Here is a 16,494-nt window from a genome sequence, read left to right on the forward strand (position 1 = left end):
AAGGATTAAAAATGAAAAAATGTAAAATAGTACTCATATTAGCTTTAATACTTAGTTTATGCTTAGCTGGCTGTAGTCAAAACAAATCATCTTCTGATGAAACTAAAAAAGAAGTGCAAAAAAAGGAAACCAAAAAGGTTGAAGCGATGTATGAATTAAAATCAGAAACATTTAAAGATAAAGATGTAGTTATCAATTATCCACAGCTCATCAATCTATCAGACACTACTGCCCAGGATAAAATAAATAAGATAATTAAAGATCAAGCATTTTTAACTTATAATGATGTCTTAAAGCAAGGGGAAGAGTTTTCATATGAGTTGAAATATGATGTTAAGTACTGCAGTCCGGAATTGTTAAGTATAAGGTTTAATGGATATATTAACTTTATTCAGTCTGCTCACCCGAGTAATTTTGTTCAAACTCTGAACATAAACATTAAAGACCAAAAAACAGTAAAATTAAATGACATCGTCAATATAAATGAAGGATTTGTTGACCTATTTAAAAAAGGAAAATATTTATCACCTTATCCGGATCAGCCACCGGAATTGATGGAATCTATTAACAGTTTCCTGAAAGAAACAGACACAAAAGGCTGGATAGAGCTTTTAAAGACCTCTGATTCTCTTGACATAAATAACGGAGGCCAATACTCCTATTTTACAAAAGACGGTTTAGTAATCGTTGTCAGTGTTCCTCACTTCATGGGAGATTTTGCGGAGTTCCAGATAAATTACAAGGATCTTTCTGATTATAAAAAAACTGATAATGAAGTATGGCAATTCCTCAATGAAAAATAGTTAATTCATAATAAAAAAGCCAATCCTTATCTGTGCTGATGCAGTAATGGGGATTGGCTTTTTATTTCGGTTACATTATATTAATTTGTCTTTGACCCATAGCCCATGCTGGCTGCAGTAATAATAGAGCTTTCCTCTGTTCATTCTTGGGAAACGCACTTCTGGGCTTTGTTCCGGATACAATTTAATTAAAAGGACCCGGTCATAAGAAATATACGCCACGAAACCGATAAAATGTTCCTTTGTCATTTCATGATTAAAAGTGATATAAAAATCATTTTCCACTTCCTCTATGGTTAAGCCGTGATTATCATCCGCTGGTTTTGGCACAAGACCTGCCAGCTTCCGTCCACAACAGTAAACCTCACCCTCTCCAGTGGCAGTCAATATATTACCGCAATTTGGGCATACATAAAACTTTAATTTTTTCATATTTCCTCCATCTGCATCATTAGGTTCTAAATTGCCCAATAATATTTTTTCAATATTAACCTCTAATACCTTGGAAAGTTCACGGAGCAGTGATACATCCGGACAGCCCATTCCACGCTCCCATTTTGAGATTGCTTTATCGCTGATATTCATTACATCAGCCAGCTGCTTTTGGGTCATTCCCTTTTCTTTTCGTAAACTCAGTATCAATTCTCCGACTTTATTGCAATCCATGTTGCCCACCCCCATTTATATAGAATACTTGTTGATAAAAACTTTTTCAATCAACGCTCCGTAGAGTTGATTATTTATAGCAGCTGATTGGCTGTATTTAAATCATTGAGTATCTGATTCAAAGTCTGCTTTCTTGTTTCCTGTAGTTCCAGCACCTTATTCATCTTATCCCGGGCCTGCTCAAAAGACTTATTTTCCCTGTCTGCTTTACTATCGGCAATATATTGCTTAAGGCCATCACCTTTTATCCCTTTGAGACTTTTCTTACTGTTTTTTATAATAGAAAGAACAGTTTTTAAATCGGCTGCTTTTGACTGGGTTATAGCAGTCTTGTTAGAAGCTAATTGGGATACCTTTGCCTGTATAGAAGCAGTCACACTGGCGACCTGCTGCTTAAGCTGAATAATCTCATCCTTGTTTTGCCTGATTTGGTCATTCAAAACAACTATTTCTTCTTTTATTCCCTTGTCCGGATTTTTATTTGCACCTGCATAAGCTGTCTGAATAACACTTAAAGCCAAGATACAAATACAAAATATATATACTATTTTTTTCATAGCTAATTTTCCTTTCTGTATCAATCATAGAATATTATCTCTACTCCATAGAATTAATTTCCTTTACCAGACCGTCCACTTCATCCGAGAGCTGGTTAACCATTTCCTGCTTTTCAGAATCAGATAAATTGTTTTCAGATTTTGCAATGACCGTTACCACATTTTTTTTAGCAGCCTCCTGATTGTCACCGCTTTCAGGCTCTTTTTTCTGGATAGGACTACTGCCTGCTTGTTCCTTCTGGGGTTCAGACACCTTTTTATCTTCTTTTTGCTCTTTACTCTTTTCTGATTCATCCTGGGATTTATCAGGTGATTCTACCTTCTTCTCACCCCCGGACACATCTTTTATTTCTGCTGATTTATGGTCTGATTTATTGCAGCCTGCCCCTAGTATGATTACAAGCAATATCAACAGAAGATACATCAAAAATTTTCTATTCTTCATCTGTATTGCACCCTATCCTTCCACTTTGTTCACTGTAAAGCTAATATTTGTACCTTGTCCCTCTTTACTCTGTGCCCATATATTTCCTCCACTGAGTACCACCAGATTTTTAACAATGGAAAGACCTAATCCACTACTTTCCCTTTCTGAACTGTGCTCTTTGTTGGAACGGTAAAATTTATCAAATATAAAAGGCAAATCCTGCTGGGGAATCCCAATTCCTGTATCGGTTATAGAGATTACAACTAAATGCTTTCTTTCTGCAGCAGAAATACTTATACTTCCATGTGTTTTTGAAAACTTAACTGCATTGTTTAATAAGTTTATCAGAATCTGCATCAGTCTCTCTCTATCCATAGCTATCTTTAGTTTTGTTTCTACTTGTGTTTTTACTTTAATATGCTTTTCCTCTGTCTTATCTTTTACCAGGAGTATTGCCTCTGAAACAATTTCATAAAGATTAATTTCTTCGATTTTAAGTTCCACAACCCCTGACTGGATTTTAGCCATGTCAAGAAGGTCCGAAGTCAGATGTTCTAAACGTTTCGTTTCTCCATGTATAATCTTTAAATACTCTGTGGATTCTTTCATAGGAATAATCCCATCTAACATTCCCTGGACAAATCCTCCTATAGAAGTCAGGGGAGTTCTCAATTCATGAGAAACATTGGCAATAAATTCTCTTCTCACCTGATCGTTCATCTCAAGCTGCTCTTTCATGTTGTTAAAAGAATGGGCCAGCATTCCCAGTTCATCTTTAGAATGAACCATAACTGGGGCTGTTCTTTCACCCTTTGCAATAGTTCTTGCTGCTATTTCAACCTGTTCAATAGGTTTGGATATTCTTCTGGAATTAATAAAAATAAAAGGAACGCTCATTAAAAAAATAATTCCTCCGCAAGTCCATAAAATCAGATTCATCCTCATGATATTTTGATTTATATTATAAATAGGGCAAAACATCAGTATTGCCCCTTTAATTTCTGCGTTAATTTTAAGGGGATACCCCATATATGCCACATAGGTCTCCAGTTTCTCAGAGTACTGGTTTTTACGAAATATCTGATTACCCTTTAGAATTTCAGATAAATCATTATATACAAACTTATCCGTAAATCCCTGAAATTTTAAATTTTTCTCCTTGGAAAAGCTTTCTTTGTCTATCTGAATCACGTAAATCATGGCATCTGCACTATAACTCATACCGTTTATAACTGCATTTAATTCTTCCTGGGACATGGCACCCTTTGCATATTTTTCCGTTAAAATTCCTATTCTTTTAGCCATAGACTGAAAGCTCTCTTTTTTTTCCTCCATAACAATGGTCTTATACATAAAGGAAATCGCAGAGGTAAGAATCACTATAATCATAAGTACTACTATAAAGTAGGTAATTAAAAGTCTTGAAAAAATGCTCTTCATTATTCATTTACCTCCAGCTTATAGCCTACTCCCCATACTGTTTTGATTTCCCAGACCTTTGACTCACTGTTCAGTTTTTCTCTTAAACATTTAATATGTACATCCACAGTTCGTGTATCTCCCTGGTAAGAATAGTCCCATATTTTTTCCAATAGCTGTTCTCTGGTAAATACAATGTTCTTATTTATCAGCATAAAATATAACAGCTGGGTTTCTTTCGGTTTCAGATTAATCATCTGATTATTTATTCTGACCTCATACTTATTAATATCCACCATAAGGTCGTCCACCATTATCGATTTGTTTATTTGTTTGCAATCACTGGGAGCAGCGTTTTTTAGTCTTGCCTTTACCCTTGCCACAAGCTCTTTGGGTTCAAAGGGTTTTACTAAATAATCATCCGCTCCCGCTTCGAATCCATTTATTTTATCATCAATCATATCCCTTGCAGTGACCATGATAATGGGTATGTTTTTTTCCATCTTTATTAAACGACAAACTTCCCAGCCATTTATGGCAGGGAGCATTAAATCTAAAATTACTAAATTATAATCTTCTTTATTTATCTTATCAAGAGCAGAGCTCCCATCATGGCAGCAGGCCGTTAAATAGCCTGCGTTGCCAAGATAGAGCTCCATTAATTTACAAATATTCTTATCATCATCTACTATTAATATTCTCTGGGTTCCCATCTGCTCTCTTTTCTACTTTAGTAAAACTACTGCTCTGTTTCTGCGCTGTCAGTATCTTTACTCTGTTTGATTTTTTCTTTGGCCTCTGCTTTATTTGCTTTCACTTCTGTTCTAAGTTGGGCATTCTGCGCTTTCGTTGCTTCTCTGTTGGCTTTCATCTCTGTTCTAAGGTCTGCATTTTGCGCTTTCGTTGCTTCTCTTATCTCTTTAATTTCTGCTTTCAAAGCTGCTTTTTCTGTCTTTGCAGTCTCCAGGGCTGCTTTATTTTCTGTTTTCTTTGCTTTTACAAGTTCCTTAATCTGTTCTTTAGTCAGCCCATCTGTATTGATGCTATATTTAGCTGCTGCTGCACTAATTCTCTCCATAGCGGCTTTTTGTATGGCAGCTTTCATTTCTTCCAGAGTCATTCCCTCAACGTTTACACCAAGTCTGGCAGCTCGCAGGGTCATCATATCTTTCTTCATATCCTGAAGTTTAGCTTTCATTTCTGCTATCTTGCTTTTATTATCATTCACTGCAGGACTGTTATTAACATCTTCTGTAGTCTGATTCTGAATAGCACCATCTGTCGTTGTATCTGCTGCGTCAATGTTTTCCAACTGCTGAACATTATCTGCATTTTCTATAGCTTGTGTATCTTCAGCAATCTGGATTGCTTCATCAGCACTTTTTACCTGATCAACAGTATCTGTCTGCACTGTCTGGGTTTCCTTTTGAACATCTGATGTATCATCAGATTCAGCTGCGAAGGCATTTGCTGCACCTCCAGCTACCAATGCCATTGCTACCATTAAACCAATCATTTTTTTACTCTTCTTATTCATTTCCGTTTTCTCCTTTCTTCAACCTGTAAAACATATCTTCACTTGGTATAATCAAAGGATAACGGTTAAATATGAATAAAAAACAGTTAAAATGTAAACAGATTGTAAACAGTCAGCCATATTTTCTGTTCATTCTAATTGTAAGTATTATACCATAAGCTAAATAAAACATAACCAATAAAAATATATTGGTTCAGCATCTTGACAGATTAGGTCTATAATGATAGACTCTCCATATCAAGTCTATTGTTATAGACCTAATAGGAGGCAAGAAATGTCAGAAGAACTGAAGCTTTGTGAAAGTGATTACCGTTTAGCATGTATCATCTGGGAAAATGAACCGCTGGGCTCTGGAGACCTTGTAAAACTCTGCCAGAAGAATCTTGGATGGAAAAAATCTACTACCTATACCGTCTTAAAAAAACTTTGTGACCGGGGTTTCTTTAAAAATGAAGATGCGCTGGTCACCTCATTAATAGAAAAAGAACAGGTTCAAAAATATGAAAGTGAGCAGTTTATAGACCGAACATTTGGTGGTTCACTTCCTGGTTTTATTGCTGCATTCATGAACGACAAAACCATAAGTAAGCAGGAAGCTGAAGAATTAAAGAAGCTGATTGACAGCTATCGGGAGGTATAGAATGGAAGGGTTCCTGGAAAATCTGTTTTTACATATTTTAAATATGAGCATTACAGCCAGCTATATCACGCTTTTCGTCATCCTTGCCAGATTTCTGCTTAAGAAATCCCCAAAGATTTTTTCTTATGCCTTGTGGAGTGTTGTTCTGTTTCGTCTTATATGCCCTTTTTCCTTTACCTCTGTTTTTAGTTTTCTACATGTATTTGGCATGGGTAGCGGAAAGATGGAATATATTCCTTCTGAGATTGGAACAATGGCTCTGCCACAGGTTAACACGGGAATTAAATCCATGGATTCAACCATTAATTCATCCCTTCCGGCAGCTTTGCCTGAGGCAAGTTATAACCCCATGCAGATTATTATATTTGTCCTGTCTGTTCTCTGGGTTATAGGAGTGGCAGCTATATTTGTTTACAGTATAATATCTTACGTAAAGTTGAAGCATAAAGTGTGTACTGCTATCCGGATTGAAAATAACGTATATGAAACCGGGAGCATTTCATCTCCTTTTGTTCTGGGCATCATAAAACCTAAGATCTATTTACCAGCAGATATAGACCAAAAACAACGTACTTATATTCTAATGCATGAACAGACCCATATAAATAGAAGGGATCATCTGATAAAGCCCCTGGCCTTTCTGTCTCTATGCCTTCACTGGTTTAATCCCCTTGTCTGGATTAGTTTTGTGTTGATGACCAAAGATATGGAGATGTCCTGTGATGAAAGCGTTTTAAAAAAACTCGGCACAAATATAAAGAAAGATTATTCTTCTTCGCTTTTATCTATGGCTCTGAACAATCATAGAATAAATGCCATACCACTGGCTTTTGGGGAAAGTAATGTTAAAATGCGAATTAAAAATATACTGGATTATAAAAAGCCCGGAATCTTTCTGATGGTTATGCTTGCCGCCTTCTGCACTATTGTCATCTTTGTGTGCATATCAAATCCAAAAGAAACAGACATACCTGCAACAGTCAATCCCATCCAGACTGCTGATCAGCTCTATGAAAACAGAACCCCGTATCTGGGTAACAACAGCAAAGTCATCACATTACTTGACACATTGCCCTTACCTGAAGGGATTACCCGTAGTGAAGTTCAGCTCAACACATCAACTAAGCCTTATAGTGCCACTATCCATTACTCCACTAAAAATGACTCTCTTGTAACGGATAAAAAGGACTTTTTTAAAATTTCTGCATTATTAATGGCCACCGTGGATAATATGGATTCAATTACTCATATAGGCCATTGGAGCAATCCTGCCCTTTCTTCCAGTCAGTTTTATTACAGTTTTACACGGTCGGAAATAGAGACCGTATTGAGATGTGATGTACGGGAGTATGGGAAGAGTCCAAAAGACCTTTCAAAATTAATGGAAAGATTAGATCAGATTAACCTGTCAGAAAAAAGTCAGACAGAGCTTGTACCTTTACAGGCACAATGGACGGCAAAGCAAAGCCTTGGAGCAGATATGGCTGTTCTGGATTATGCCTCAGATACCACTGTAATTTTTCATGGATATTTTGGGCTTTATGTATACGACTTAAATACTTTGCAGATTGTTCGCAGTCTTGATTTAAAAGCCTTGAAATGTGACGCAACACAGGGAGATAATTATTGTGAAGTTTCCGTAAGCGAGGATGGAAGCACGGTACAGCTACATCCCGTGAGCAGCAAAAAAATGTTTGTTTATACGGTATCAGATAATAACCTGGTTGAGATACCCTATAAACCTCTGAATAATCCATTTAAAGGTTCATTGGTGCCTGTGGAAAAGGTGATACATTCAGATACTGGAAAATATAGTTATAATGCTGTTGACTTTAAAAATGGCGAGTACGGACTTCTTTATACTCCCGATGGAACAATTGGAACCCTCACCTATATGAGAGCTGACATGTTATATTCATTATTTAAAGTTAATTGATAGGATTATATAAAAAGAATAGAATGCCAGATAAACTGGGGGTTCCCCTGTTTTATCCGGCATTTTTGATTAAATAAATATTTGACATTGTAAAAAGCTATCCTATTATCACCCGGTTCCGTCCTGTGGATTTAGCTTTTAATAAGCCATTATCAACACGTGAAACAAACTGTTCTATGCTGTCATTAATTACATATTCCCCAATTCCCAGGCTTATGGTAACAGGGTGATTTTTTATTCCAAAATCATTTTGTTCTACTGCCTTTCTGAGACTTTCTGCTATTTCTTCCGTTCTTTCCAGGGGTAACTCCGGCAAAAGAATGATAAATTCTTCTCCTCCCCATCGGAATACTTTATCCTGCTCCCTTAAACTGCTTTTTACGATTGCAGTTATTTCTTTTAATATGCGGTCTCCCTCTCTATGTCCGAAAGTATCATTTACCTTCTTAAAAAAGTCTATGTCAAACATAATGATGCAAAAGGATATCCCTGAATTTTCTTTTTTCTCAATGGACATTTTAACGAAGTATTCAAATTTCCTCCTGTTGTATGCTCCTGTGAGCATATCAAAGGTAGCCATTTCTTCTAATCTTTTATTGGCGTATTTAAGTTCCTCAATATATTTTTTTAATTCTTCTTCATGACTTTTCTTTTCTGAAATATCTCTTGTAACTCCAATATAACCCATTAATTTATCATTGTTAATAATGGGTTTTACAGAAACTTCTACCCATATTAAACTTCCGTCTTTGCACACAAACTGAACATCATATAATATGATTTTTTTCAAATTTTCTGTGCCTGTAAACCTTTCTCTCCATTTTTGTGCAACATAATTCTTTGATTCTGGGGTAAGAAAATCCAGCATGCACCGGCCAACTAGTTCCTCTGCCTTATAACCAGCTGTTTCTTCTGAAGCCTCACTGACGAAAGTAAAGACTAAACTGGCATCCATTTCCCAAATAATATCTTTAATGTTTTCCAGTACATATTTATATCGATTATATTCCTTTATATTATACATGATTATTACCCCAACATTATTTTTCAATTGCTATATGCACATTATATATCCTTGCATAATTTTATCAAATCAATTCCTTTAATAAAATAAAGTTTTTAAAATATTTCTTTTTTTCTATTGACAAAAATAAAAGCCGGAGGTATTCTTTATTTAAAGTTAGCACTCACTATTATAGAGTGCTAACAAAAGTTATATAATATATTTCATATATCAAAAGGAGGAGTCAATATGTTTGGATTAACACCTTTAAACAGAAATCAGCTTCAGAAGCGAGACGGGCACGATTTTATAGACTTCTACAATATGTTAGATGACTTTTTCAGTGACAATCCGTTCAGTCTTAGAAATCCTGGCAGCCAAGCCTTTAAGCTGGACGTAAAAGATCAGGGAAATGCCTATCTTGTAGAAGCAGAAATGCCTGGCACAAAAAAAGAAGAAATTAAACTGGATTATCAAAATGATTACCTAATCATCAAAGTAGAAAAAAATGAAGAAATAAATGAAGAAAAAGAGAATTTTCTTCACAGAGAACGCAGAAGCAGTTCCATGCAGCGTTCTGTTTATCTAAAAGATATAGATGTGGCTACTGTGGAAGCAAAACTGGAAGATGGTATATTGAAGATTTCTCTTCCAAAAATTGAACAGCCTTCTAACAAACTGCAAATAGAAATAAAATAGTAACATCAATAAAATGGGGAGTTAATGAAAAACTCCCCATTTTTTCCTCTGCAAATTAAAATAGTCAGATTTTTCCTGATCAAAGGAAGCCGAATATTTATCCAGAAAACCGTGATGTGCATTTATCCTGAGTATTTCAGTATTTTGTTTTTTCAACAACTCTTTACATACAAAATCCACATCAAAAGAATCCATTTCCGCAAACATCAGATAAGTTTTGCACTTAGGTTCTAAATGTAGATAGTCTCTTATTCTGGAGCCATAGCAGGCTACAACTGCATCACAATATGAACTTTGGCAGCATCGCCATGCAATAGTAGCGCCAATGCTGAATCCTATAACAACTACCCTTTCATAGGATTCTTTCAACTCTTTTATTAAATCGAGAATATCTCTATAGACCTCAAACCCAATCTCACTAGTAAAATAGGAGTATGCTTCTGCAGCTTCCCCGTAGTGAAAGTGGCTTTCCTTTTTCAGTAAGTCGGGGCAGTAAACATCAGCCCCCTCCTGATGGTATTGAAGACAGATATTTCTAATAAAATCATTTATGCCATAAATCTCATGCAAAACAATGCACGCCATCTGATTATGATTTATATATTTCAGCATTTTATCAAATTCCTTATATAATTACTTTTATAATTATTTTTTCCAGGCCGGCAGCTTTTCCATCATACCTCTAGCTGCATTTTCTCCGGCAGCTTTATCCAAGCCCTGAGTTCTGACAATAAAATCAGTCATGCCTTCCAGTTTTTCATCGTAAGACTGCATAGAACCATCTGGTCTGGCACAGTACCTGCAATAGTCCTTACTCTCATCACCCATTGCAAAATCTTCTTTTGCCTTCATAGGCATACCACATGCAATACACATTTTCATCTTTCTTATCCTCCTTTTTATAAAGAAATTAAATTCATAAAGTGTTGAACCCATTCTTCTCCGTATCTTGAAATGACAGATCCTTCCGGTGCAAATAAATCCCTGTTTGCCAGATAATAATGTATAAGCCCCAGCCATGTATTAAACATAAGATTTAAAGGCATCCTTTTGATAATATGTTTTTCCATTTCTCTTTCCGCAACCTGTGTCAGATGAAAGGACACAGCAGACTGTATCATAATCAGGGTATTTTTTGTATCTTCATGAAGCAGCGGGGTTTCTGAAATCAACCTTATGTAAAAGTTTTCGTACTCACTGATTCCCTTCAAATGAACCTGGAGAATTTCTCTCATCCCACACGCACCTTGGGCCAGTTCATGCATTCGCTCGGAGACTCTTATACCAAATTCCTCTATCACGGCATCTAGCAAATCCTCTCTTGTGGGGAAATGTGCAAATATAGTGCCGTGGGAAACTCCTGCTGCTTTTGCCACAGAGGCAGTTGGGGTATTAATCAGTCCTCCCTTTGAAAACTGTTCAAAAGCTGCATGGATAATAATTTGTCTGGTCTTGGCTTTTTGTTCATCTCTCTTGCTCATTATTTGTTGACTCCTAACTCATTGAGTGTATACTCATTATAATTCGCCCCGTTATATTTGTCAAATACAAATTTACAAATTGTTAAATCTTTCGGCTTATAACCAAAAACCCTTTAAATATACCAGATTTTATATTTAAAGGGCTCTTCGTTTTTACTTATTATTTTTATAAATTTTCTGTACTCTCTCAGGCAAATCACTTTGCTTTACTTCTTCCCAATGAGTAACCCCCCGGAAAGTTGCATGAAAGAGCTTCACGTAGGCGCCAGCTTTTAACTCTTTACCCGTGGTAAAATCCAGGCTCTTTTCCTTTCCTTTTTCGTCATAACAAGATAACTTATATTCGTATCTGTTATCTCCATTTAATTCTACTTTATCATTATTAATGGTTGTATAATATACAGTCTTCCCGCTTGGATTATCTGGATCCAGTTTATCTGAATCAAAAGACATAATAAAATAAGCACTGATTACTAGTATTATGACCCCAATTACTAATAGAAATTTTTTCAAAACGCTGTTCCCTCCCTTTTTTTATTGTTATTCTTGCGTTCTGATGATATTTTAATAGTAAAACCTTGACTAAATCTGACATTTATATTACAAAAATCTTAATTACTTAAATTCCGCTAATAACCTTTGTTAACGCTAAAATTATTTTTCAAAATGTTGTAACATAACCAGATTACATTAGTCTTATATAGGAAAGGCGGTGAGAATGTGACGGAATTTGAAGAAATATACTCCAAATATTTTAAGGATGTATATAGATATGTTCTATGTCTTTCTAAGAATGAAAATATTGCAGAAGATATAACCCAGGAAACCTTTTTCAAAGCTTTAAAAAGCATTGACAGTTTCAAGGGAAACTGTAAGATGAGTGTCTGGCTTTGTCAAATAGCAAAGAATGCATACTTTTCATATTTAAGGAAAGAAAAAATCAATTTCGAAAACATAGATGATATAGGAGATTATTCTGACTCTGGTTTTGAACAATTATTAGCCGGCAATGAAGGTGCATTTGAAATTCATAAATTGCTCCATAATTTAGAGGAACCTTATAAAGAGGTCTTCACCCTGCGTTTTTTTGGGGATTTATCCTTTTTAAAAATAGCCGAGCTGTTTGGGAAAACAGAAAGTTGGTCAAGAGTCACCTATCATCGTGCAAGAATAAAGTTAAAGGAGAAGTTGAAATGAAATTATCATGTGAAGTCATTAAAGATCTGCTGCCATTGTATTATGACAAAGTGTGTAGTAAAGAAAGCGCTTTGTTAGTTGAAGAACATTTAGCTGACTGTCCTCAGTGCAGAGATGAGTTGCAAAAACTTAATATGCATTTAGAAAGTCCGACTATTTCAAATCAGGAGGTAAAATTTATGGAAAATATTTCAGAGAAGTGGAAAAAAGATAAGCGAGTTTCGTTTACAAGAGGTTCCATGTTAATTTCAGCATTAGCAGCTCTCATTTGTTTTGTTTCTTATAATTTGATTGGTTCAAAACTTTTGCCAGATGGGACCCTGGTTGAGCCCTTTGCTTTGATACCAATTGGATATCTGTTTATTTTATTGTTCATCATTTCATTGATATTCAATCTTCTTTTTTTACTAATAGCCAAACTCAAAAAGAATAATAAAAAAAGCTGAATCTGAAAATCAACTTTAGATTCAGCAGGAGTTATAGCTTATATCACTGGGGAAGGGTAATAATAAAACTGCTTCCCTTGCCCAGTTGGGTTTTTACTTCTATGTGCCCATTATGTGCATCAACAATAGCCTTTACTACGGATAAGCCAATACCCGATCCGCCTGTATTCCGACTACGTGATTTATCAGCCCGGTATAAATGTTCAAAGATATTGGGCAGTTCTTCCTGGGCTATTCCCTCACCCGTATCTGAAACGATAAGTTCTGCTTTATCCAAATATCTATTGGCTGTAATCTGTATGTCTCCGCCCTCATCTGTATATTTTATGGCATTGGAGAGAAGATTTATAATTACCTGAACAATCTTGTCTTTATCCGCATAAATTTCACAAGATTTTGTACTCACTTTCAGTTGAAGCTTCAGGCTGTCCAGTTCCGGCTGAAAGTTTAAAACCACCTGATGAACCAGATCCTGTAAATCGAACTTGGTTTTATCAAGCAGCAGACTTTCATTTTCAATTTTCACAATTTTATCAATGTCTGATAACATTCTGGTAAGCCTTAAAATCTCTGTCCTACAGCTTTCCAGCCTTTCAGGTGTTGTTTCCAGTACTCCATCAATCATGGCTTCCAAGTTAGACTGCAGGGAGGCTAATGGAGTCCGGAATTCGTGGGCGTAATCTTTTGCCATTTGCTTTTTAGAATGCTGCTGTCTCTGTAAGGAATCAGCCAACCTGTTTACACTTTGAATTAACTGGTTAAGCTCAATTGTCCCTGAAGAAAAAGTTAACCTTTCTGTATAGTTTCCTTCTTCAATCTGCCTTGTTTTATCAATTACTTTTTTTATTGGTCTGGACATTCTGTTAGCCATATAGAAGCCAAAAACTGCTGCAATAATTAAAAATAACATGCCAACGGTAATAAAAACTCTATTAAGAACCTTTATAAACTGAACATCTTCGTCATTATAGAAATAAGGTCCATAATAGCCAAGGGTGACCGTTGCTACCTTAACATTATTTTTTATTACATCATAGTGCTTTTCAACATATTCTCCCTTGAAATTTGGATATATTCTGGCCATATTTGAGCGCATGCTGTCCAGCATATTATCACAAATCCGGCTGTCTAATGTACTCATACAAAATATCTGGTTGTCTTTTGTATCGGACACCATCAGAACCAGTCCCTGGGCCAGTGCCGTATTCCCAAGATTTCTCAGCATACTTTCACTTGGGAATTCCCCGTTTTTTCCAAATTCATCTGTCACCAGATAAACAATATCCTGATTCTTTTTGTCCTGGGTATTTATAACATAAGTTTGAAACTTTTTTTCCAGTAAGTAGTTGGATGCAAATAACAGGGAAGTAACCAGAAACAGGGAAAGCAAAACATAGGATATGGTTAATTTAACTTTCAGACTTAAATTCATATCTTCCTCTTTCTAAATTGATGATTATGAGATTCCACCAAATTTATAGCCAAGCCCCCGGACCGTCAGAATATACCTTGGATTTGCCGTGTCATCCTCAATTTTACTCCTTAGATTTTTTATATGTGAATCAATGGTCCTCTCAAACCCCTCATAATCTGTTCCTAGAACAACCCCAATAAGTTCTTCCCGTGTAAACGTTTTTTTGGGGTACTTAATCAGTACACATAGTAGTTTGAACTCAATGGGAGTCAGACTGATCTCCATGCCGGATTTCTTTACAGTGTGATTATTCAGGTCTATTTCTAAATCATTATCATTCCAGCTCATTGTATGAAACAGAGGTGATACCCCCTGATCAGTGCGTCTCAATAAGCTGCTGATTCTGGCCATTAATTCTCTGGGACTGAAAGGTTTTGTCACATAATCATCTGCTCCAATATTTAAGCCCGTTATCATTTCCTCTTCGCTGACCTTAGCCGTAAGCATGATAATGGGAACTCTGGAGTTTCTTCTTATGGTTTTGCATACTTCTTCACCAGATATTTTTGGTAACATCAAATCCAAAATTACCAGATCCGGGCTAACATTATGAAACAATGTAAGGGCTTTCTCTCCATCATAGGCAACAAAGGGATTATAGCCACTTTTTTTCAGATAAGCCATTACCGCTTCAACTATCTTGGGCTCATCTTCCACAATCAGTACCTTTTTCTTCTCTTCACTCATCTTTGATCCCTCCATACCTACAATATAGCATATAATTATCTGTGATTACAGATTATATTCCGCAACATCCCATGGAACCAGAATTACTTGCTTTGGTGGCTGCTGCTCCTGCAACTTTGCCTGTATCTGCATTCTCAATATCATCCACCACTGTAATACTGCTGTTTATCATACCCATCCAGCAACTGTATCCAAAAGTGCCGGTTTTAGTCGGAGTAAATTCGATTAGATTTTCCCCTGTCTTCAATTCTTTCTTAATGTTGTACTCTGGAATGATTATTTCACGATTACATCCATTCAAATCATTTGAATCAACATTTATTGTCCACTTTACAGGTATTCCCTCCTGTACTGCAATAGGGGCATACCGTCCTCCCTTCAGACTGGTTGTTACCTGCTGCTTTTCACCTGAAACTGTACTGATACTCACATTATTTCCGCTAGCAGCAGAAACAGAAGGAATCGTAATACCTGTAAAAGCCATCCCTCTGTTCAGCATAACCAGCCCTAATACAATTACTAGTACTGCACTGCATTTTACCATATTTCTAGCAAACCTGGAACTAAGCATGGAGCCCAGCACTCCAAACCCCAGCAGCAGTGGAACTGTCCCTAAACTAAACATAAACATAGATAAAGCTCCGCTTAAAAAGCTGCCAGTGCCAAGGGCATATAGCTGCATGGCCTGCAAAGGCCCGCAGGGCATTAATCCATTTAGGAGTCCAACAATAAAGGGACCTTTATTGGTTTTTGTTCTGTATATTTTATTGGCAAATATTTTAGGCATATGAGGATTGAGTTTTCTCATCCAGGGAAACAAGTCCAGCATGTTCAGCCCCATAATCACCATAAAAGTCCCTGCCAAAACAGTAATAAAAGCACTCCCCATGCTGGAAAGGCTGAATACAGATCCCAGCGCACCAACAATACCACCTATTATGGTATAAGACACCACTCTTCCTGCATTATAAAGCAGACCGGGTACAGCTTTAGCAAGATTACTTTTACCCCCCTGATCAGATTTATGCGATATACACAAGGATAAATTAATACCTCCACACATGGCAATGCAGTGAAGGGAGGATAAAAGGCCTACAAGTAACAGTAAGCCATATCCCATGTTTGGACTGATTTCAGGTATAAAATTAAAACCCACTGTATTTTTAACTATGAGATACATTCCAAAGATAATAATCACCATGATGATCTGCTGGTTATAAGAACCCTTTGTTGTTTCCTTACGAGATTCATCCCCATTTGCCTCCACATCATACCCAAGCTTCTTTATTATCTTTATGACATCTTCCCCTTTAATTTTCTCTGAATCATAGGTAACTGATATACTTCCCTTTACATAGCTTGCCAGGACTTCCTGAACACCTTCAGTGTTTTTCAGTTTATTTTCAATTTTGGTTTCACAGCCTGTACAAGTCATTCCGCCTACCTTAAATATTTTTTTAATCATCCTTTTTCCCATTTCTCATTCCTCCTTTTTTCTGAAATCGTACGGCCACTTACGGTT

At 36.3% G+C, this 16,494-nt stretch carries 20 protein-coding genes; 6 read left to right on the top strand and 14 right to left on the bottom strand.

The window, feature by feature from the left end; translation table 11 throughout:
- Positions 1–11 precede the first annotated feature (11 nt).
- The gene (locus tag Ami3637_RS03885; RefSeq protein ID WP_162361406.1) at positions 12–803 is read left to right on the top strand and encodes a PdaC/SigV domain-containing protein; all 792 of its coding nucleotides are present in this window, start codon (positions 12–14) and stop codon (positions 801–803) included.
- Positions 804–878: 75 nt separating this feature from the next.
- Here Ami3637_RS03885 and Ami3637_RS03890 read toward each other — a convergent pair whose 3' ends face one another.
- From Ami3637_RS03890 to Ami3637_RS03915, 6 genes are all read right to left on the bottom strand, one after another.
- The gene (locus Ami3637_RS03890) at positions 879–1,469 is read right to left on the bottom strand and encodes a helix-turn-helix domain-containing protein (protein WP_162361407.1); all 591 of its coding nucleotides are present in this window, start codon (positions 1,467–1,469) and stop codon (positions 879–881) included.
- Positions 1,470–1,543: 74 nt separating this feature from the next.
- Positions 1,544–2,026: a hypothetical protein gene (locus Ami3637_RS03895; RefSeq protein ID WP_162361408.1), complete on the bottom strand. Its 483-nt coding sequence runs from the start codon at positions 2,024–2,026 to the stop codon at positions 1,544–1,546.
- Positions 2,027–2,066: 40 nt separating this feature from the next.
- A complete protein-coding gene (locus Ami3637_RS03900) occupies positions 2,067–2,471 on the bottom strand; it encodes a hypothetical protein (RefSeq protein WP_162361409.1) in 405 nt (134 codons plus the stop codon).
- A 12-nt stretch (positions 2,472–2,483) separates the two neighbouring features.
- Positions 2,484–3,893 (bottom strand): sensor histidine kinase, encoded by a 1,410-nt coding sequence (locus tag Ami3637_RS03905; protein ID WP_162361410.1) that lies wholly within the window; start codon positions 3,891–3,893, stop codon positions 2,484–2,486.
- On the bottom strand, positions 3,893–4,585 hold the full coding sequence (locus Ami3637_RS03910; RefSeq protein ID WP_162361411.1) for a response regulator transcription factor: 693 nt from the start codon (positions 4,583–4,585) through the stop codon (positions 3,893–3,895). Before Ami3637_RS03910 ends, Ami3637_RS03905 begins: the two co-directional genes overlap by 1 nt.
- Positions 4,586–4,611: 26 nt before the next feature.
- Positions 4,612–5,409 carry a hypothetical protein gene (locus Ami3637_RS03915; protein ID WP_162361412.1) on the bottom strand — a complete coding sequence of 266 codons (798 nt, stop codon included), beginning with the start codon at positions 5,407–5,409 and terminating at the stop codon, positions 4,612–4,614.
- Between the two features lie 274 nt (positions 5,410–5,683).
- Between Ami3637_RS03915 and Ami3637_RS03920 the strand changes: the two genes are divergently transcribed.
- Together Ami3637_RS03920 and Ami3637_RS03925 are read left to right on the top strand one after the other, a co-directional pair.
- Positions 5,684–6,049, top strand: coding sequence for a BlaI/MecI/CopY family transcriptional regulator (locus Ami3637_RS03920; RefSeq protein WP_162361413.1), 366 nt, complete (start codon positions 5,684–5,686; stop codon positions 6,047–6,049).
- A 1-nt stretch (position 6,050) separates the two neighbouring features.
- Positions 6,051–7,985: a M56 family metallopeptidase gene (locus Ami3637_RS03925; RefSeq protein ID WP_162361414.1), complete on the top strand. Its 1,935-nt coding sequence runs from the start codon at positions 6,051–6,053 to the stop codon at positions 7,983–7,985.
- A 97-nt stretch (positions 7,986–8,082) separates the two neighbouring features.
- Here Ami3637_RS03925 and Ami3637_RS03930 read toward each other — a convergent pair whose 3' ends face one another.
- Positions 8,083–9,009, bottom strand: a complete 927-nt coding sequence (locus Ami3637_RS03930) for a sensor domain-containing diguanylate cyclase (RefSeq protein ID WP_162361415.1) — start codon at positions 9,007–9,009, stop codon at positions 8,083–8,085.
- A gap of 228 nt (positions 9,010–9,237) precedes the next feature.
- Here Ami3637_RS03930 and Ami3637_RS03935 point away from each other — a divergent pair, with 228 nt between their 5' ends.
- Positions 9,238–9,687, top strand: a complete 450-nt coding sequence (locus Ami3637_RS03935; protein WP_162361416.1) for an Hsp20/alpha crystallin family protein — start codon at positions 9,238–9,240, stop codon at positions 9,685–9,687.
- Positions 9,688–9,708: 21 nt separating this feature from the next.
- Here the strand turns inward: Ami3637_RS03935 and Ami3637_RS03940 are convergent, their stop codons facing one another.
- The 4 genes from Ami3637_RS03940 to Ami3637_RS03955 all read right to left on the bottom strand — a co-directional run bounded on the left by Ami3637_RS03940 (position 9,709) and on the right by Ami3637_RS03955 (position 11,681).
- Positions 9,709–10,299 carry a dienelactone hydrolase family protein gene (locus tag Ami3637_RS03940; protein ID WP_162361417.1) on the bottom strand — a complete coding sequence of 197 codons (591 nt, stop codon included), beginning with the start codon at positions 10,297–10,299 and terminating at the stop codon, positions 9,709–9,711.
- A gap of 33 nt (positions 10,300–10,332) precedes the next feature.
- Entirely contained in the window at positions 10,333–10,569 is a 237-nt protein-coding gene (locus Ami3637_RS03945) for a zinc ribbon domain-containing protein (RefSeq protein ID WP_162361418.1), read from the bottom strand.
- Between the two features lie 17 nt (positions 10,570–10,586).
- On the bottom strand, positions 10,587–11,168 hold the full coding sequence (locus Ami3637_RS03950; RefSeq protein ID WP_162361419.1) for a TetR/AcrR family transcriptional regulator: 582 nt from the start codon (positions 11,166–11,168) through the stop codon (positions 10,587–10,589).
- 153 nt (positions 11,169–11,321) lie between these two features.
- Positions 11,322–11,681, bottom strand: a complete 360-nt coding sequence (locus Ami3637_RS03955) for a YxeA family protein (RefSeq protein ID WP_162361420.1) — start codon at positions 11,679–11,681, stop codon at positions 11,322–11,324.
- A 207-nt stretch (positions 11,682–11,888) separates the two neighbouring features.
- Here Ami3637_RS03955 and Ami3637_RS03960 point away from each other — a divergent pair, with 207 nt between their 5' ends.
- Both Ami3637_RS03960 and Ami3637_RS03965 read left to right on the top strand, forming a co-directional pair.
- The gene (locus Ami3637_RS03960; protein WP_162361421.1) at positions 11,889–12,365 is read left to right on the top strand and encodes an RNA polymerase sigma factor; all 477 of its coding nucleotides are present in this window, start codon (positions 11,889–11,891) and stop codon (positions 12,363–12,365) included.
- Complete coding sequence (locus tag Ami3637_RS03965; protein WP_162361422.1) at positions 12,362–12,811, top strand: DUF3955 domain-containing protein; 450 nt, start codon at positions 12,362–12,364, stop codon at positions 12,809–12,811. The genes Ami3637_RS03960 and Ami3637_RS03965 overlap by 4 nt, the downstream gene beginning before the upstream one ends.
- A 43-nt stretch (positions 12,812–12,854) precedes the next feature.
- Here Ami3637_RS03965 and Ami3637_RS03970 read toward each other — a convergent pair whose 3' ends face one another.
- The 3 genes from Ami3637_RS03970 to Ami3637_RS03980 are packed head-to-tail and all read right to left on the bottom strand — an operon-like array spanning position 12,855 to position 16,449.
- Positions 12,855–14,243 (bottom strand): sensor histidine kinase, encoded by a 1,389-nt coding sequence (locus Ami3637_RS03970; RefSeq protein WP_162361423.1) that lies wholly within the window; start codon positions 14,241–14,243, stop codon positions 12,855–12,857.
- Between the two features lie 24 nt (positions 14,244–14,267).
- Positions 14,268–14,972 (bottom strand): response regulator transcription factor, encoded by a 705-nt coding sequence (locus Ami3637_RS03975; RefSeq protein ID WP_162361424.1) that lies wholly within the window; start codon positions 14,970–14,972, stop codon positions 14,268–14,270.
- A gap of 52 nt (positions 14,973–15,024) precedes the next feature.
- The gene (locus Ami3637_RS03980; RefSeq protein WP_162361425.1) at positions 15,025–16,449 is read right to left on the bottom strand and encodes an urease accessory protein UreH domain-containing protein; all 1,425 of its coding nucleotides are present in this window, start codon (positions 16,447–16,449) and stop codon (positions 15,025–15,027) included.
- Positions 16,450–16,494: the final 45 nt, after the last annotated feature.

It is taken from the genome of Aminipila terrae (genome assembly GCF_010120715.1).
In the GTDB taxonomy this organism is placed as follows: Bacteria; Bacillota; Clostridia; order Peptostreptococcales; family Anaerovoracaceae; genus Aminipila; species Aminipila terrae.

Excerpts from the sequence above, each read along its gene's own strand:
- Ami3637_RS03885 (WP_162361406.1), top strand. The coding sequence starts at position 12 with ATGAAAAAATGTAAAATAGTACTCATATTAGCTTTAATACTTAGTTTA.
- Ami3637_RS03890 (WP_162361407.1), bottom strand. The coding sequence starts at position 1,469 with ATGGATTGCAATAAAGTCGGAGAATTGATACTGAGTTTACGAAAAGAA.
- Ami3637_RS03895 (WP_162361408.1), bottom strand. The coding sequence starts at position 2,026 with ATGAAAAAAATAGTATATATATTTTGTATTTGTATCTTGGCTTTAAGT.
- Ami3637_RS03900 (WP_162361409.1), bottom strand. The coding sequence starts at position 2,471 with ATGAAGAATAGAAAATTTTTGATGTATCTTCTGTTGATATTGCTTGTA.
- Ami3637_RS03905 (WP_162361410.1), bottom strand. The coding sequence starts at position 3,893 with ATGAAGAGCATTTTTTCAAGACTTTTAATTACCTACTTTATAGTAGTA.
- Ami3637_RS03910 (WP_162361411.1), bottom strand. The coding sequence starts at position 4,585 with ATGGGAACCCAGAGAATATTAATAGTAGATGATGATAAGAATATTTGT.
- Ami3637_RS03915 (WP_162361412.1), bottom strand. The coding sequence starts at position 5,409 with ATGAATAAGAAGAGTAAAAAAATGATTGGTTTAATGGTAGCAATGGCA.
- Ami3637_RS03920 (WP_162361413.1), top strand. The coding sequence starts at position 5,684 with ATGTCAGAAGAACTGAAGCTTTGTGAAAGTGATTACCGTTTAGCATGT.
- Ami3637_RS03925 (WP_162361414.1), top strand. The coding sequence starts at position 6,051 with ATGGAAGGGTTCCTGGAAAATCTGTTTTTACATATTTTAAATATGAGC.
- Ami3637_RS03930 (WP_162361415.1), bottom strand. The coding sequence starts at position 9,009 with ATGTATAATATAAAGGAATATAATCGATATAAATATGTACTGGAAAAC.
- Ami3637_RS03935 (WP_162361416.1), top strand. The coding sequence starts at position 9,238 with ATGTTTGGATTAACACCTTTAAACAGAAATCAGCTTCAGAAGCGAGAC.
- Ami3637_RS03940 (WP_162361417.1), bottom strand. The coding sequence starts at position 10,299 with ATGCTGAAATATATAAATCATAATCAGATGGCGTGCATTGTTTTGCAT.
- Ami3637_RS03945 (WP_162361418.1), bottom strand. The coding sequence starts at position 10,569 with ATGAAAATGTGTATTGCATGTGGTATGCCTATGAAGGCAAAAGAAGAT.
- Ami3637_RS03950 (WP_162361419.1), bottom strand. The coding sequence starts at position 11,168 with ATGAGCAAGAGAGATGAACAAAAAGCCAAGACCAGACAAATTATTATC.
- Ami3637_RS03965 (WP_162361422.1), top strand. The coding sequence starts at position 12,362 with ATGAAATTATCATGTGAAGTCATTAAAGATCTGCTGCCATTGTATTAT.
- Ami3637_RS03970 (WP_162361423.1), bottom strand. The coding sequence starts at position 14,243 with ATGAATTTAAGTCTGAAAGTTAAATTAACCATATCCTATGTTTTGCTT.
- Ami3637_RS03975 (WP_162361424.1), bottom strand. The coding sequence starts at position 14,972 with ATGAGTGAAGAGAAGAAAAAGGTACTGATTGTGGAAGATGAGCCCAAG.
- Ami3637_RS03980 (WP_162361425.1), bottom strand. The coding sequence starts at position 16,449 with ATGGGAAAAAGGATGATTAAAAAAATATTTAAGGTAGGCGGAATGACT.